The 14,861-nt window shown below is 74.1% G+C and carries 11 protein-coding genes; 5 read left to right on the top strand and 6 right to left on the bottom strand.

Going from position 1 to position 14,861, the window contains the following annotated elements:
• Positions 1-122: 122 nt before the first annotated feature.
• Positions 123-863, bottom strand: a complete 741-nt coding sequence (locus tag ABT160_RS40910) for a dienelactone hydrolase family protein (RefSeq protein ID WP_351653911.1) — start codon at positions 861-863, stop codon at positions 123-125.
• 298 nt (positions 864-1,161) lie between these two features.
• On the opposite strand from ABT160_RS40910, the gene ABT160_RS40905 reads away from it, so the two are divergent.
• Positions 1,162-1,923, top strand: coding sequence for a glucose 1-dehydrogenase (locus ABT160_RS40905; protein WP_351653909.1), 762 nt, complete (start codon positions 1,162-1,164; stop codon positions 1,921-1,923).
• Positions 1,924-2,020: 97 nt separating this feature from the next.
• The gene (locus ABT160_RS40900; protein ID WP_351653907.1) at positions 2,021-2,623 is read left to right on the top strand and encodes a TetR/AcrR family transcriptional regulator; all 603 of its coding nucleotides are present in this window, start codon (positions 2,021-2,023) and stop codon (positions 2,621-2,623) included.
• A 33-nt stretch (positions 2,624-2,656) separates the two neighbouring features.
• On the opposite strand, the gene ABT160_RS40895 is transcribed toward ABT160_RS40900, so the two are convergent.
• Positions 2,657-3,679: an SMP-30/gluconolactonase/LRE family protein gene (locus tag ABT160_RS40895; RefSeq protein ID WP_351653905.1), complete on the bottom strand. Its 1,023-nt coding sequence runs from the start codon at positions 3,677-3,679 to the stop codon at positions 2,657-2,659.
• A 271-nt stretch (positions 3,680-3,950) separates the two neighbouring features.
• Here ABT160_RS40895 and ABT160_RS40890 point away from each other — a divergent pair, with 271 nt between their 5' ends.
• Positions 3,951-5,750: a flavin-containing monooxygenase gene (locus ABT160_RS40890; RefSeq protein ID WP_351653904.1), complete on the top strand. Its 1,800-nt coding sequence runs from the start codon at positions 3,951-3,953 to the stop codon at positions 5,748-5,750.
• A gap of 465 nt (positions 5,751-6,215) precedes the next feature.
• Here ABT160_RS40890 and dnaN read toward each other — a convergent pair whose 3' ends face one another.
• On the bottom strand, positions 6,216-7,358 hold the full coding sequence (dnaN, locus tag ABT160_RS40885) for a DNA polymerase III subunit beta (RefSeq protein ID WP_351653902.1): 1,143 nt from the start codon (positions 7,356-7,358) through the stop codon (positions 6,216-6,218).
• A 106-nt stretch (positions 7,359-7,464) separates the two neighbouring features.
• Entirely contained in the window at positions 7,465-8,028 is a 564-nt protein-coding gene (locus ABT160_RS40880; protein ID WP_351653900.1) for a dihydrofolate reductase family protein, read from the bottom strand.
• Positions 8,029-8,212: 184 nt separating this feature from the next.
• On the opposite strand from ABT160_RS40880, the gene ABT160_RS40875 reads away from it, so the two are divergent.
• Positions 8,213-8,770: a hypothetical protein gene (locus ABT160_RS40875; protein WP_351653898.1), complete on the top strand. Its 558-nt coding sequence runs from the start codon at positions 8,213-8,215 to the stop codon at positions 8,768-8,770.
• Positions 8,771-8,826: 56 nt separating this feature from the next.
• The gene (locus ABT160_RS40870; RefSeq protein WP_351653896.1) at positions 8,827-9,366 is read left to right on the top strand and encodes a glycosyltransferase; all 540 of its coding nucleotides are present in this window, start codon (positions 8,827-8,829) and stop codon (positions 9,364-9,366) included.
• On the opposite strand, the gene ABT160_RS40865 is transcribed toward ABT160_RS40870, so the two are convergent.
• Together ABT160_RS40865 and ABT160_RS40860 are read right to left on the bottom strand one after the other, a co-directional pair.
• A complete protein-coding gene (locus ABT160_RS40865; protein ID WP_351653894.1) occupies positions 9,363-10,394 on the bottom strand; it encodes a phosphotransferase in 1,032 nt (343 codons plus the stop codon). The genes ABT160_RS40870 and ABT160_RS40865 overlap by 4 nt on opposite strands.
• A gap of 302 nt (positions 10,395-10,696) precedes the next feature.
• The gene (locus tag ABT160_RS40860) at positions 10,697-14,575 is read right to left on the bottom strand and encodes an nSTAND1 domain-containing NTPase (RefSeq protein WP_351653893.1); all 3,879 of its coding nucleotides are present in this window, start codon (positions 14,573-14,575) and stop codon (positions 10,697-10,699) included.
• Positions 14,576-14,861: the final 286 nt, after the last annotated feature.

Here is a 14,861-nt window from a genome sequence, read left to right as displayed (position 1 = left end):
TGGTCGGTACCCCTCGCGGGTTGGTGTGTTCTTTCTGGGGGTGGTGGGGGGGTGGGGGGGGGGGCGGGGGTTGGGGTGGGGGGGGGGCCCGCCGCCCCCCCCCCCCCCACGACCTTTCCCCGCTAGTTCAGATGCCGGGTGAAGAAGCGGGCCGCCTCGTCGCCCGCGGACTGCGGGACGCCGGTGTGCCCGCCCATGTTGGCGTGCAGGGACTTCTCGCGAGAGCCGAAGGCGTCGAACAGGTCGAGGGACGCCTGCCGCTCGTTGCCCTCGTCGTCCCACTGGAGCAGGACGTGCAGCGGGATGCTCACCCGACGGGCCTCGTCGAAGACGGCGCGCGGGACGAGGCTCCCGGCGAACAGGACGGCCGCCGAGATCCGCGGCTCGACCACGGCCAGCCGTACGCCGATGGAGATCACGCCGCCCGAGAACCCGACCGGGCCGCGCAGTTCGGGCAGCGCCAGGAGGGCGTCGAGGGCGGACTGCCATTCCGGGACGGCCTGGTCGACCAGCGGGAGGACGAGCGCGTCGACGATCTCGTCCCCGACCGGCTCACCGGCCCGCATCGCCCCGCGCAGCTCGGCGCGGGCCCGGTCGAGCGCGGGAAGCCGGGGCCGGTCGCCGCTGCCGGGGAGCTCGATGGTGGCCGCGGCGAAGCCGTCGGAGGCGGCCTGGAGGGCCCGGGCCACCAGGCGGGGGTACATCTTGCCCAGTCCCAGGGGAGGGTGGCCGAGCAGGATCAGCGGCACCGGTGCGGAGGCGGACGCCGAAGCGGGGGTCCACAGGAGGCCGGGGATGTCACCGAGGGTGAACGCGCGCTCGCGCACGCCGTCGGCGAGGTGTTGTTCAGAGGTGAAGTGCATGGTCGTGCCTTTCGGGAGAGCACACGGACGGCGCTCCCGGACGACGACCTATCGCCCGACCGTGACCCCGGAGGAGAGCACCCACGTCGATACGTTCACGGGTACCACCTCCTCGTTCTCTCGCACGGCCTCCGGAAGGCTAGCAGACCGGTTCCGTGCGACCGCAACGCCTTTTCCTCCCTTCCGGGGCGGCCCCCGGAGGGGGTCTGGCGTACGCACCCGTAGGCGTGCTCATAGTCGTACGCACGGCACCACGCGCGCAGCCACCCGTCCACCCACACACAGCGGGAGAGATCTCATGGCCACAGGCCTCGCCGGACGCAGCGTCATCATCACCGGAGGCGGTTCGGGCATCGGCCGGGCCGCGGCCCTCGCGTTCGCCGCCGAAGGCGCCCGCGTGGTCGTCGCGGACATCGACGGCGACCGCGCCGACGCCGTCGTCAAGGAGGTCGCCGAGGCGGGCGGGGACGCGGTCGCGGTCGTCGGCGACCTCAGCGAGCAGCACGTCGTCGACCAGGTCGCGCGGACCGCCGTGGAGCGCTTCGGTGGCGTGGACGTCCTGGTGAACAACGCCGGGGTCATGGACCGGATGTCGGCCGTGGCGGACGTCACCGACGAGGAGTGGGAGCGCGTCATACGGGTCAACCTGACCGCCCCGTTCCTCCTCACCCGCGCCGTGCTGCCCCACATGCTCGCCGCCGGGCGGGGCGCCATCGTCAACACCGCGTCCGAGGCCGGCCTGCGCGGCAGCGCCGCCGGGGCCGCCTACACCGCCTCCAAGCACGCCGTCGTGGGCCTGACGCGGAACCTGGCCGTCATGTACCGCAAGCAGGGCATCCGTACGAACGCCATCGCGCCCGGCGGCACCGCCACCAACATCACCGTCGACGTCGTCGAGGGCGCCCACGGCCCCGCCGCGATCCGCCCGCTCCTGGCCGGCGCCGGACGGGTCTCGCGGCCCGAGGACCAGGCGGCGGTCATCCTCTTCCTCGCCTCGGACGCCGCCGAGCACGTCAACGGCGCCGTGCTGCCGGTCGACGACGGCTGGTCCGCCGTGTGACCTCGGGTCCCTGCCACCCGTGCCGCCGTACCAGCCCGCCTACCGCCGCTCGTCCCCGCGCGGGGGCGCCGTGGCGCGTGGCCGGTACCCTGCCCCGATGACGCAGCGAGACGGGGCGGACGAACGGCGGCCCGTGAACCAGCGACCGGTGAACCAGGGGCCCAGGGCCGCCGCGCGCAACCGTGCCGCCCTCCTCGCCGCCGCGCGCGAGGTCTACGCGGAGCACGGGCTGGACGCCCCGCTGTCGGCCGTCGCGCGGCGCGCCGGGGTCGGCCAGGCCGTGCTCTACCGCCACTTCCCCGACCGCGCGGCGGTCGCGGCCGCCGTGCTGGAGGAGAACGTGCGCCAGATCGAACGGGCGGCAGCGGCCCCCGAGGCCGATCCGGCCCGGCTCCTGGGCATCCTCACCTGGCACCTCACCGAGTCCGTGGCCTTCCTCGGCGTCCTCCACGCCGACCGGACCGCCCCCGCCGACCGGGTGCGCGCCTACGCCCAGGGCCTGTCCGACCGCGTGGAACAGGCGCTGGTCCGCCATCTGCCCCCGGGCCAGCGACCGGCCGGACCGGACCTCATGCTCGCCGTCGCCATGGTCTCGGGCGCGGTGCTCGGCGTGCCCCGCGCTGCCCGCGAGCACCGTGCGCTGGCCGCCTGGCGCCTGCTCGGCGTCGAGGTGGGCCCGGTGGCGCCGTACGAGGAATGAGACGGCGGCCCGCGGGGGCCAACAGGTCTTCCGCTAACCGCCGTTGGACTGCCGTACGCCCGCCCCCAGGGCCTCGAAGGAGTACAGGTAGCCGCCCGCCGGTCCGCTGACCGTCAGGTACGCCTTCCTCGTGCCGGGCCTGATCGCCACGTTCGTCGCCGAGGTCAGTCCCCGCGCCCGCTCGGCGGGCACCTCCACCGTGGCCAGGCGGTCGCCGTAGCGGTTGAAGACGGCCATGGCGGGACGGCCGTGCAGGGCCTGGTACACGTTGCCTTCGGCGTCCACGGCGAGGGAGTCCGACTGCGCCACGCCCGCGTCGACGCGCATCCCCACGTGGTTGCTGGCCACCGCCCCCTTGCCGTCGAGCAGCAGGTAGCGGATCCGGTTGCCGGTGAGCTCGCTGACCCACAGGCCGCGCCAGTCGGAGGCGAACGCGATGCCGTTGGGGGCTTCGAGCCCGCGGGCCAGGACGGTGGCGTCCCGGCCGTCCCGGCCGATGCGCACCACGCGGCCCTTGGCCCCTTCCTCGTACAGGCCGCGCGAGTCGCTGACGTACAGCCGTCCTTCGCGGTCGAAGGCAAGGTCGTCGGGGCTCATCCGGGCGCCGTCGACCTCCCCGGTGAAGAACGTGCGCCGGTCACCGCCGTCCGCGTCCGTGCTCACGATCTCTCCGTGGGCGAAGTCCGTCAGGTACAGGCGTCCGTCGTGGGGGCTGAACTGGGCGGAGGTGTAAGCGCCTTGGCCGTCGGTGACGAGGGGGCGGACGGAGCGCGTGCGCAGGTCCACGCGCATCACCTTGGCCCCGCCCGGCGGGGCGGTGACGTCGACGACGACCAGGTCGCCGTGCGCGTCGAAGACCGGGCCTTCGAGCAGCGTCATGCCGGTCTCCGGGTGGACCCGGGTCAGCCGCATCACCTCGCGGGCGGGAATCGTGGCGTGCCCCGGCGCGGCGGCGGGTGCGGCGGCGCCCGGCGCCGGGGTCGTGCCGCAGCCGGCCAGGGGGAGGGCGGTGAGGGCGGCGAGCACCGCCAGGGAACGGACCGTACGTCGTCGCATGATGCCTCTTCCTGTACGTCGGGGCTGTACGTCGGGCTGTACGTCGGGGCCGCGCGTGGGGACCGGCCGTCCACCGCGCACCGGACGGTGCACGGCCGGTGCCCGTGGGGCGGAATGGCCGGACACTGGTCGGGCGGGCGGGCGCCGAACAACCGGACAGCGTTGTCCGGTTGTTGCTACGGTAGACGACGACCGCCCGCCCCACCGGGATCACGCCGCACCAAGTCCCGCGCGCACCAAGACCGTTCGGCTCCCCGCAGAGAGGTCGCCCATGCCTGCCCAGCTCCCCAGCGCCGAGGACGTCAACGCGCTCCACCTCCGCTACGCGCAGGAGCGCGAGCGCCGGATACGCCCCGACGGCGTCCGCCAGTACCGCCCCACCGAGGCCGGGTTCGGCTCCTACGGCCTCGATCCCCACGCGCGGGACGCGGACCGCACGCCGCTGACGGACCACGTGGACGTCGCGGTCGTCGGCGGCGGCTTCGGCGGCCTCCTCGCGGCGGCGCGGCTGCGCGGCCGGGGCGTGCGCCGGATCCGGGTCGTGGAGAAGGGCGGGGACTTCGGCGGCACCTGGTACTGGAACCGCTACCCGGGCGTCCACTGCGACGTGGAGGCCCACGTCTACCTGCCGCTGCTCGACGAGACCGGGTACGTGCCGCGCTGGAAGTACGCGCCGGGCGAGGAGATCCGCGCCCACGCCGTGCGCGTCGCCCGCGCCTTCGACCTCTACCCGGACGCCCTCTTCTCCACCGTCGCCACCTCGCTGCACTGGGAGGAGTCCGCCGAGCGGTGGACCGTGCGCACCGACCGGGGCGACGCCTTCACCGCCACGTACGTCATCACCGCCACCGGGGTCCTGTCCGACGTGAAGCTGCCCGCCATCCCCGGCATCGAGGACTTCCGGGGCCACGCCTTCCACACCGCGCGCTGGGACTACGCCTACACCGGCGGCAGCCCCGAGGGCGGCATGACGGGCCTCGCCGACAAGCGCGTCGGCATCGTGGGCACCGGGGCCACGGGCGTGCAGGTCATCCCGAAGCTGGCCGAGGACGCGGAGCGCCTGTACGTGTTCCAGCGCACGCCCTCCACCGTGGACGTGCGCGGCAACCGGCGCACCGAGCCGGCCGACGTGGGCGCGGGGCACGAGGGCTGGGCCCGGTCCCGGCGGGACAACTTCCTGGAGGTCGTCTCCGGCGAGGGCGCCGAACGGGACCTCGTGGACGACGGCTGGACGCGGACCGCCGCCCTGCTGGAGAAGCTCACCCCGAGCTTCCGGCGCACCGCCGCCGATGACGCGTACGAGGCCGCGTACGCGACCGCGGACGCCGCGAAGATGAACGAACTGCGCGCCCGGGTGGAGGAGCTCGTCACCGACCCGGACACGGCCGCCGCGCTCAAGCCCTGGTACCGCTACGCCTGCAAGCGCCCCGCCTTCTCCGACCACTACTACCCGGCCTTCAACCGGCCCAACGTCGTCCTGGTCGACACGGCGGACACCCACGGCATCGAGCGGATCACCCCGCACGGCGTGGTCGTCGCGGGCGTCACCTACGAGCTCGACTGCCTGGTCTTCGCCACCGGCTTCTCCGTCGGCACCTCCGGCGTCGTCTCCGGGCGGCTTCCCGTCCACGGCCGAGGCGGCGTCCAGCTCCTCGACCAGTGGGCGCGCGAGGGCCTCCGCAGCCTGCACGGCTTCACCGGCAACGGCTTCCCCAACCTGATCCACATGGGGTCCCTGCACAACGCCAGCAGCGTCAACTTCACCCACGTCCTGGACGAACAGGCCACCCACGCCGCCGCCCTGGTCGCGGCGGCGGAGGCGGCCGGGGCGCTGATCGAGCCCTCGCGCCGGGCCGAGGACGCCTGGATCGCGACGCTGGCCAAGGAGGCGCCCACCCACGAGTGGTTCCACGCCGAGTGCACCCCCGGCTACTACAACCGGGAGGGGCGCGGCCGACCGGACGGACACGCCTACCCGCACAGCGCGGTGGCGTTCCACGCCCTGCTCGCGCGGTGGCGCGAGTCGTCCCTCGACGAGGTCCTGCACCCGCGCACCAAGCCGTCGTCCTGAGGTCGGCCGCCACGGGGTGCGCGGCTCCGAGGCGGCGATCCGGGGTCCCGGCAGCGTTCCACCGGCCGGCGAAGGCAACTTCACGCCAAACCGGCCGGGCTCCGTCCCCGAAGCTCCCCGGGCGCGAAATCCATGATCATTACGTGAGCGGTGGGCCCCTCCGTGGATCCGACGGGCCCACCGGCGCCCGACCGGGCATTCGCAGGCTGCCGTCCCCCGCGCCCGGTCGGCGGCGCCCGCACCGCGAGGTCAAGATCACGCCGGGCGGAATCCGCAGCTCAAGGGCCTGCGACCAGGTGACATAAGGTCGTTGACGTGCCCGCGTTCCCCCAAGGTTCCGTAGGCACGTGGCCGCCCGGACTGATCCACGGGCTCCCCCGCACTGTGCAGACGGGCGGCCACCCCCGCACCTCCGTACACGGCCCGGGGCCGAGCCCGATGACTCCAGGGCGAACCCCGGCCGGGTCAGCTCAACTGGCGTACGGACATCAGCAGATGGCGGTGGTCGTCCTCGCCCGCGCCCCCGTCCGGCCCCGGTATGCCGCTCAGCAGGGCCCGCTGGCCGGCGCCCAGCAGTTCGAAGCGCACCTGCGGGGCTTCGAAGGAGGTCAGGGCCTCAAGGAGGTAGGCGGGGTTGAAGGCGACCGCCACGTCGTCCGCGCCCTCCAGGGTGGCCGAGAGCCGCTGGGAGGCGACGTCGTCCTCGTACCCCGCCTGGAGCAGGACGGTGCCCTCGGCGGAGAAGTCCAGCCGTACGGGGCTGTTGGGCTCCGCGACGACCGCGACGCGCCGGACCGCCTCGGCCAGGGGCTCGCGCGGCACCACGGCGGTGGCCGGGGCGTCGAGCGCGAAGAGCTTGTCGTAGCGCGGCAGCCGTCCGTCCAGGAGCCGCAGGGTGGTGCGCATCCCGCCGCCCTCGAAGGCGATCACGCCGCTGCCCGTGCCGCTCAGACCGACGCGGACCGCACCGGACTTCGCCAGGGACCGGGCGATCTCGCTCAGCCTGCGCCCCGGCACCACCACCTCCACGGCCCGCGCCGCCTCCGCACCGGTCGCCTCCGGCTTCCACGGCACCGTACGGACCGCGTAGCGGTAGCGGTCGGAGGCGGCCAGCGTCATCGACTCGCCGTCCAGCCGGAGTTGGACGCCGGTGAGCACCGGGAGCGTGTCGTCACGGCCCGCCGCGATCACGACCTGAGCGACGGCGGTCGCGAACTCGGCGGCGTCGACCACTCCTTGGGTGGCCGGAAGCCCGGGCAGCGCCGGGTACTCCTCCGTGGGCAGCGTCGAGAGGCCGAAGCGGGTGCCGCCCCCTTCGACGGTGAAGCGCGTCCCTTCGAGCGCGCACCGCACCGTCCCCTCGGGCAGCACCCGGCAGATGTCGAGCAGCCGGCGGCCGAGGACGAGCACCTGCCTGGGCGCCGCCGTGCCGGCCTCCACCTCGATCTCGGCGGACGCCTCGTAGTCGAAGCCGGAGACCCGCAACCGCTCCGCGCGGGCGTCCAGCAGCAGCCCGCCCAGCACGGGAACGGGCGAGCGCGCGGGCAGGGACTTGGCCGCCCACCCCACGGCCTCGACCAGCGCGCTCCGCTCGATCCGGAACTCCATCAGCACACCCTCCGTCGCGTCGTACCGGTCGGACCGGTCGATGTGCGGACGCTATACGCCGCCACTGACAACGCCGGTCGCTCCGGAGGGCGGGGGCGGGGGCGGGTCAGCGGGTCACGCGGTGGCGCGTGAGGACGACCCCTGACGCGAAGGTGCGCGTCTCCAGGAGTTCGAGGTCCACGCGCCGTTCCGCCCGGGCGAAGTACGGCGTCCCGCCGCCGACCAGCACCGGGTAGGCCACGGTCCGGTACTCGTCGATCAGGTCGTGCGCGGCGGCCTGGGCCGCGATGTCCGCGCCGCCGATCGCGATCTCGCCCTCCCCCGGCTCGGCGCGCAGCCGCTCGATCTCCTCCGCCACGCCGCCGGAGGCCAGGCGGGCGCTGCCCCGCACCTCCGACAGGGTGGTGGAGAACACCACCTTGGGCAGCGGGTTCCACAGCGAGGTCCACTCGCGGTCCGCCTCGTCCTGCATGGCGTCCTGGTCGGCGTCCTCCCAGTAGAGCATCGTCTCGTACAGCCGCCGCCCCATGAGGTGGACGTCGACTCCCCGGATCTCGTCGATCCAGTACCGGAAGACCTCGGGATCGGGTTCCGACCAGTCGAAGCGGCCGTCCGGGCCGACGATGTAGCCGTCGAGTGAGACGTTCATCGAATAGGTCACGCTGCGCATCGCAAGTCCTCCTCGGTACCGGGGTTCGACAGTAGGACCGCCGGGCGCCACGTGACTCATCGCGGCGCGCGGAATCTCCGGACGTCCGGGGCGGGACGGCCCGCCGCGCGGGAGCGCTGAGGGCGTCGGGGCGCCGGGCGGGACAGTGACAACCAGGCGCCCCCGACCCGGCACGCGATGTCGGTTGCCCGTGGTACCACTCGGTCATGACCGACTCCGCCATACGTCCGAAGAGTTCGACCCGATCCTCCGACTGGCCCGTACGGCCCTGGCCGGTGGGGACGACGACGGCGCAGCCGAGCTGTTCGAGCAGGCCGCCCGAGTCGGCACACCCCGCGTCCTGGGAAAGATCGCCGAGGCGTACGGGGAGGTGTTCGACGGGCGGGCAGCGGACTGGATGAGCCGCGCCGTCGCCGCGGTGAGCGTGCCGGGCGGGATCACGGTTCACCCAGGGACGCTGCGGATCATCGCTCAGCACGGTTTTCCCGAGCAGCAGGTGTGGTCGGTCACGGTCAGGGCGTCCGAGGAGGACCGCGCTGCGGCAGTCACCGCTCTGGAGGCCGCGGTGCCCCGGCTGATGCGGATCACCGACGACGGCCGGGAGTTGACGGTCGGCGGCATGGAGGCGGCCCTGGACTCCGGCGTCGACTTCTACAGCCCGAACTACAGGGCCTCGCCGATCTCCTTCTCGTACACCTCGGCGTACACACCGACCAGCGTGGGGCGGATGGCGGGCAGCTGATCGGTGCCGTAGCGGTGAAGGGTGATCTCCGGGGCGGGCATGGTGCTCCTTGTCGCGTGACGGTTCAAGCAGTGCGGGTGCGGTCGTTCCACTGGCGGGTGACGGCGGACTTGGGGGTAATGGTCAACCCCATCCCCGCCAAGGGCGCGGCCCTCCTGCACCAGCTGATCCGCCGGTTGCCCACCCTCCGGTTCAGCCTCGTCGAGGGCTGGTGGGACACGGCCCGCGAGTTCACCGCGTACCCGAACGTCCACTGGGTCCCCCGCACCTACGCCATGGGCCCGATCTACGCCGCGAACGACCTGTTGCTCGTGCCCTCCCAGGTCGAGGACGCCTTCCCCCGGGTGATCGTGGAAGCCGGGCTCCACGGCGTCCCCACAATCGGCTCGTCCCGCGGTGGCATTCCCGAGGCGGTGAGAGACGGCGGAATCATCGTCCACCCCGACGACGTAGACGCCTGGGCGCAGGCGATCGAGACGGCTGACCGGGCCGACCTCGGCGCGAAGGCCAGCGCCCGGGCAGCGCCGCTGGTCCGGCCGTGCCTGCCCGAGCTTGCTGCCGCCGGGCTCATCCCGGCGGCAGCCGCCGCTGGCTAACGGGCCGCGTAGGCGGCCTGCACCTCGTCGGCGCGGTCGGTCCACCAGTTCAGCAGTGCCTCGTCCGTCAGGAACATCTCACCGAAGGTGGGGTCCTGGCGGTCGAGGTAGAACTCCAGCTGCCAGAAGTCGGTCAGCCGCTTCCACCACAGTCGCTTCACCGCGTCGGCGAGGTCGCCCTCGGACAGATCGATCACGGACCGGTACCCGGAGCAGAACGCGGCGACACGGTCGAGGTCGAAAACACCACCGACCCCGAACTGCACCTGCGCGGTCCGTGCGACCTCCTCCCCGTACGGACGGACCCCGAGCCGGTCCCAGTCCAGGACCGCCACCACCCGGCCGTCCCGGCGCAGCAGGTTGCGGTACTGGAAGTCACCGTGCGTCCACCCGTACGGCCCGGCCGGCACCTCGCCATCGGGCCGGGTATCGGCGTACCGCGCGAGGAGTCCGCGGCGGTCGTGCAGGGCCTCGGCGGCGGCCTTGTCGAAGTCGCCCACCGGATCGGTCGGGAGGCGGCTCGCGAGAGCAGCAGCGGCCCGGTCGGCCTCGGTCACATCGCGGACCTTCGCCACCGGTGCCTGCTCCGGAACCGGGCCGGGCCCATGCCGCCGCAAGCCTTCGTGCAGGCGGCCCAGGAGAGCACCGAGATCACGCACCTGGTCGAGCGGAAGGTCCGTCCCTTGAAGGTGCTCGCCGTCCACCCACGGCAGGACGCAGTAGCCGTGACCACCGACTTCGACCACCAAGTCCCCACTCGCGTCGACCAGCGGCGCCGGCACCGGGATGCCCTCCCGAGCCAGGTCTACGAGGACCGCGAGGCTCCTGCGAGCCTTCGGCAGAGGAACGTCAGTGATCTCCTTGAGCGCGCACACACCGGCAGCCGTCACGAGCCGCCAGTTCCGGTTCATCAGGCCATGGGCAAGGAAACGCCGATCACGTACCACGCCCAGCCCGAACGCGTCGGACAGAGCGGGCAGCACTGCCGCCAGACCATCTTCTCGAGTCGTATCCGTCACCCCCAGCACGGTACGCCGACGCCGAATCCCGCACCCGAATTCGTCACTCAGGTCACCACGGAGAATCGGAGGGAGAAGCGAGCCGCGCCCCCCGGCTCACCTCATTTCGCCAGCGGCGTAGCCGGAGCCGTCCCGGGCGCCTCACTACTCTGGCCGACGGGCCACCCGCGGCCGTACGACGATCGGGAGACTACGACCACGCCCTCGACTTCCTCCAGAGCGGCGTACGCGAGGCGGCATACCTCGGCGCGGTACGGGCGCCCGGAACCGTCGGCCTCCTCGACGGCGCCCCCGCCCGTCCGGCGGACCGCTCAGGGGCAGTCCGCCTTCCGGTAGGCGACCCCCGGCAGGTACGTCCGCCACTCCTGGCGGGTCAGCCCGCCGCCGGACCGTTCGCACACGCGGGCCGTCACCCGTCCCGCGTCGATCGCGTGGGCGAGGACGCCGCCGTGCTCGCCCACACTGCGCACGGTACGGCCGTCGGGGGTGAAGGCGACGGCGGTGACGCGGTCGCCGGAGGTCGGCAGCGGGGCACCCAACGGCCGTGCGGTGGCGGTGTCCCAGAGCTGGAGGGTGCCGCCTTCGGTGGCGACGGCGAGGGTGGTGCCGTCCGGTGAGAAGGCCAGGGCGGTGACGGCCGCGCCCGTGCCCTGTCCCGCGCCCTGTCCGGAGGCGTCGGTGGCGGTGAGCACGGCGCGCCGGTGGGTGCCGTCGCCGTCCCAGAGGGTCACCGCGCCGGTGCCGTCGCCCACGGCGAGGACCCGGCTGTCCCGGCTGAAGGCGAGCGCCCCGGTGGGGTCCGCGACACGGGCGCCGGGGGTGAGGCGGCCGGAGGGCAGCGCGTACGCGCGCAGGGGCGTGGCGAGCAGTCTGCCGTCCGGGCGCAGTGCTCGGGGCGGCAGGAGGTCCGGGTCGTGGAAGACGTGTTCGGGGGCCGTCCGGCGGTCCATCGACTGCCCGCCGGGGTCGAGCCGCCGGCCGCGCGCGAGGTCCCAGGTGTCGACGGTGTCCATGCCGCTGCGGGTGATGAACAGCCGCCGTCCGTCGCCGCTGAAGACCAGGCCGGTCATCGACACCCCCGCTCCGTAGGGCGGGTGCGGGTCGGCGGGGAAGGGCACCTTCTTGTCCGTACGGACGTCCCACAGGAGGGGCGCCCGGTAGCCCTTCTCCTCCTCGTCGGCGTTCAGCGAGGTGCGGGCGTGGGCGAGGGTGCGTCCGTCGGGGCTGAGGGCGAAGAGCGTGCGGCACTGCTTGACGTACATCTCCCCGTAGGTGCGCTCCTTCGGGCAGGACACGCCGGGGGTGCGGGCAAGACGGTGTCCGTCCGCGACGCGGAGGGCCTCCGCGTAGAAGGTGTCCCCCCTGCGCCGTTCGACCGCCATGACGGTGCCGTCCCGGCTGAACGCGGCGCGGGTCGCGGGGTCCTCGTTCCAGGCGGCCGTCATCGCGGGGCCGTAGGAGAGGGTGCGTACGACGCTGTCCATGCGGCGGCGGTCGGTGACGTAGCGGATGACCCCGGCGGCCGGGTCGATGCGGAGCTGCCGGGGGACCTCGTTGGCCAGGGGGTGGCGGAAGACCGGCCGGTCGGGCTCGGAGAGCCGCCACAGGAGGATCTCGCGGGCGTCGGCGGCGACGACGAACCGTCCGTCCGCGCTGGCCCGCGCCTCGGTGAGGCCCCGGTGGGCGATGCGGAAGCGGCGCTCGCCGGTCACCGGGTCCCATCCGTGGACGCCTTCGCCGTCCAGCGTGAGCAGGGCCTTGCCGTCCCCGGTGAACTGCAGCGACTTCGCGTCGCAGCCGCCGGGCACGATCGCGGGCCCGGCGCGGCGTCCGGTGGTGTCCCGGATCTCCAGGGGACGCACCCCGGGCGTGGTGGCGTCCGCCTCGAAGCCCTCGGGGCACAGCGCCATGTACCGATTGCCGGGGCTCACGGCCCATTCGGGACGGCGCACGACCGGGGCCTCGAAGGCGGCGCGGCCGGTGCGCGGATCGCGCAGGGCGATGGCGTCGCGCTGGGCGTCGTACGCGGTCAACTGGTCCACCACGAAACGGCCGTCGGGCGTGTAGCCGAGGACCGACCAGTCGGGGTCGAGGCGGTCGGCGACCGGTCGGCCGGTGGTCAGGTCCCAGGTGCGCCTGTCCGCCTTGTCGCTCCCGTAGGCGTACCGGTCGACGACCGCCCGGCGGCCGTCCGGGGAGATGCCGTCGACGCGGTTGCCCACCTTCGGGTCGAGACGGAGCCTCGGCCCGGCGGCGCGGTGCGCGCGAACGTCCCAGGCGCGCACGCCGGAGGCCTCCCGGGTGACCGCGGTGCGGCCGTCGTCGCTGAGCGAGACGTTGGAGTCGTTCCAGGCGTTGACCGGCTCGGTGCCGTCCGGCACGTCGTAGGTGTCCGACTCGGGCCGTACGGAGGACTCCAGCAGGCCCGAGCGCGTCTCGGTGGTCCGCCGCAGCGTCCAGGCGGCGAGGTCGAGGCGCATGGCGAGCTTCGGGTCGGCGGGCCGCGCGGTCTGCGCGAGCTGGCTCAGCCGGCGGGCGGTCGCCTCCTCGCGCTGTTCCTGGGTACGGGCGCGCTCGCGTTGTCCGGCCAGGTCCTGCTGCCAGGCGCTCGACCCGGCGAGGACGGTCAGGACGACGAGGAGCGACAGGGCGCAGGTGACCGCGCGGCGGGTCCAGCGGTTGCGGGTGCGGGCCGCGCTGCTGGCCCGCAGGAACTCGCGCTCGGGCGGGGTCAGGTCCAGGACGCCCGCCTCGCCGAAGGCCCGCTCGGCCTCGGTGAGTTCGCCGCCGCGCAGCAGGGCCCCGTGGTCGCGGCGGCGGGCGTGCCAGTGGTGCGCGGCCTGGGTGAGGCGGCGGTGGCGGCGCAGCGTCTCGCGGGCCTCGTCGATCCAGCCGCGCAGCCGGGGCCACGCGGTGATGAGCGCCTCGTGGGCGAGGTCGACGGCGTCGTGGTCGAGGGTGATGAGCCGGGCCCCGGCCAGCTCGTCGAGGACCGCGGCGGTGTCGGCGGGGGATCCCGCGTGGACGATGTCGGCGCGTTCCACGGGCCGCCGGGTGTCGGGGGTGCCGTCGCCGGGGGTGATCAGGGCGAGCAGGACGCGGCGGGCGGCCCTGGCCTGGGCGGGGGTGAGCCGGGCGTAGAGGTCCTCGGCGGTCTGGGCGATGGCGCCGTGCAGTCCTCCGGCGGCGTGGTGGGAGGCCAGGGACAGGGTGCGGCCCTGTCGGCGACGCCAGGTCTCGCGCAGTGCGTGGGAGAGCAGCGGGAGGCTGGCGGGTTCGCTGGTGACTTCCTGCACCAGGCGGGCGGTGAGGGCGCGTTCGACGACGAGGCCGCAGGCGGCGGCCGGCTTGACGATGGCCTCGCGCAGCTCCCTGGGGGTCAGCAGGCCGACGGGCAGGGCGGCTTCGCGGAAGGCGGGGGCGAGGGCGGGGTGGGCCAGGCAGTGGCCGTGGAAGTCGGCGCGCACCCCGAGGACGACGCGCAGTCCGCTGTCGGCCCGGCGCGCGGCCAGCAGGCCGGTGAGGAAGGCGTCACGCTCGCGCGGGTCGGTGCAGAGGGTGAACAGCTCCTCGAACTGGTCCACGATCAGCCAGGTCTCGCCCGGCCCTTCGGCGGGCGCGAGCAGGTGGCCGTGGGTGCGCATCGGGTGGGCGCCGGGGGTGAGGATCCGCAGTGCGGCGGCCCGGGGCAGCGGGGCCCAGGAGCGGCGCAGCCTGGGGACGAGCCCAGCCCGCAGCAGGGAGGACTTGCCGCTGCCCGAGGGGCCGACGACGACGCTGAAGCGGTGGGCGGCGACGAGTTCGGTGAGGGCGTCGGTGAGGTGGGCGCGGCCGAAGAAGACGGCCTCGTCCTCGGGTTCGAAGCGGGCCAGGCCCCGGTAGGGGGCCGTGCCGTCGTCATCGGCGTCGGCGGCGAGCAGCGCGAGGTGGGCGGCCTCGGCCTGGTGCCAGCGGCGGGTCCACCGCTCGGTGTCGCCGTCGCAGGCGGCCACGAAGGCGAGGGCCACGGGCAGGGTCGGCAGCCGCTCGCCCGCGGCGGCCTGGGAGAGCGCGGTGACCGAGTAGCCGGCGCGGGGCGCCATCGCGCGGTACGCGGGCGTGCCCGCGCGGCGCCGCAGGGCGCGCAGTTCGTGGGCGAAGCGCGGGACGGGTCCCGCCGCCGGATCGAGGTCCTTCTCCGGTCTTCCCACACCGCCCCCACTCGGTCGATCACGTTCGTGATCAACCTAGGGACCTGCGCTCATCCGCCACAAGAGTCCCATCAGCCACATCCACAACAGTTGTTCAGTCGTACGGAACGGGCCTGCTGAACAACTCCCGCCCCGGGTGAACTGCTCCTCGTAAGCGCCGCGGCACCGCCGGACGCCCCCGTCCTCCTTCCCCTGGGACCGGGTGCGCCCGGCCGGTCCCGGGCCGCGCCCCGGGAACCCGTGGGGGACTCCCGGGACGCGGCGGCGCACACCACGCACAGGAGGA

The sequence above is a fragment of the Streptomyces sp. NPDC001941 genome, assembly GCF_040296945.1.
GTDB lineage: Bacteria > Actinomycetota > Actinomycetes > Streptomycetales > Streptomycetaceae > Streptomyces.
The sequence above is the reverse complement of the archived record's forward strand: the minus strand, read 5'-3'. Positions and strand labels throughout refer to the sequence as shown.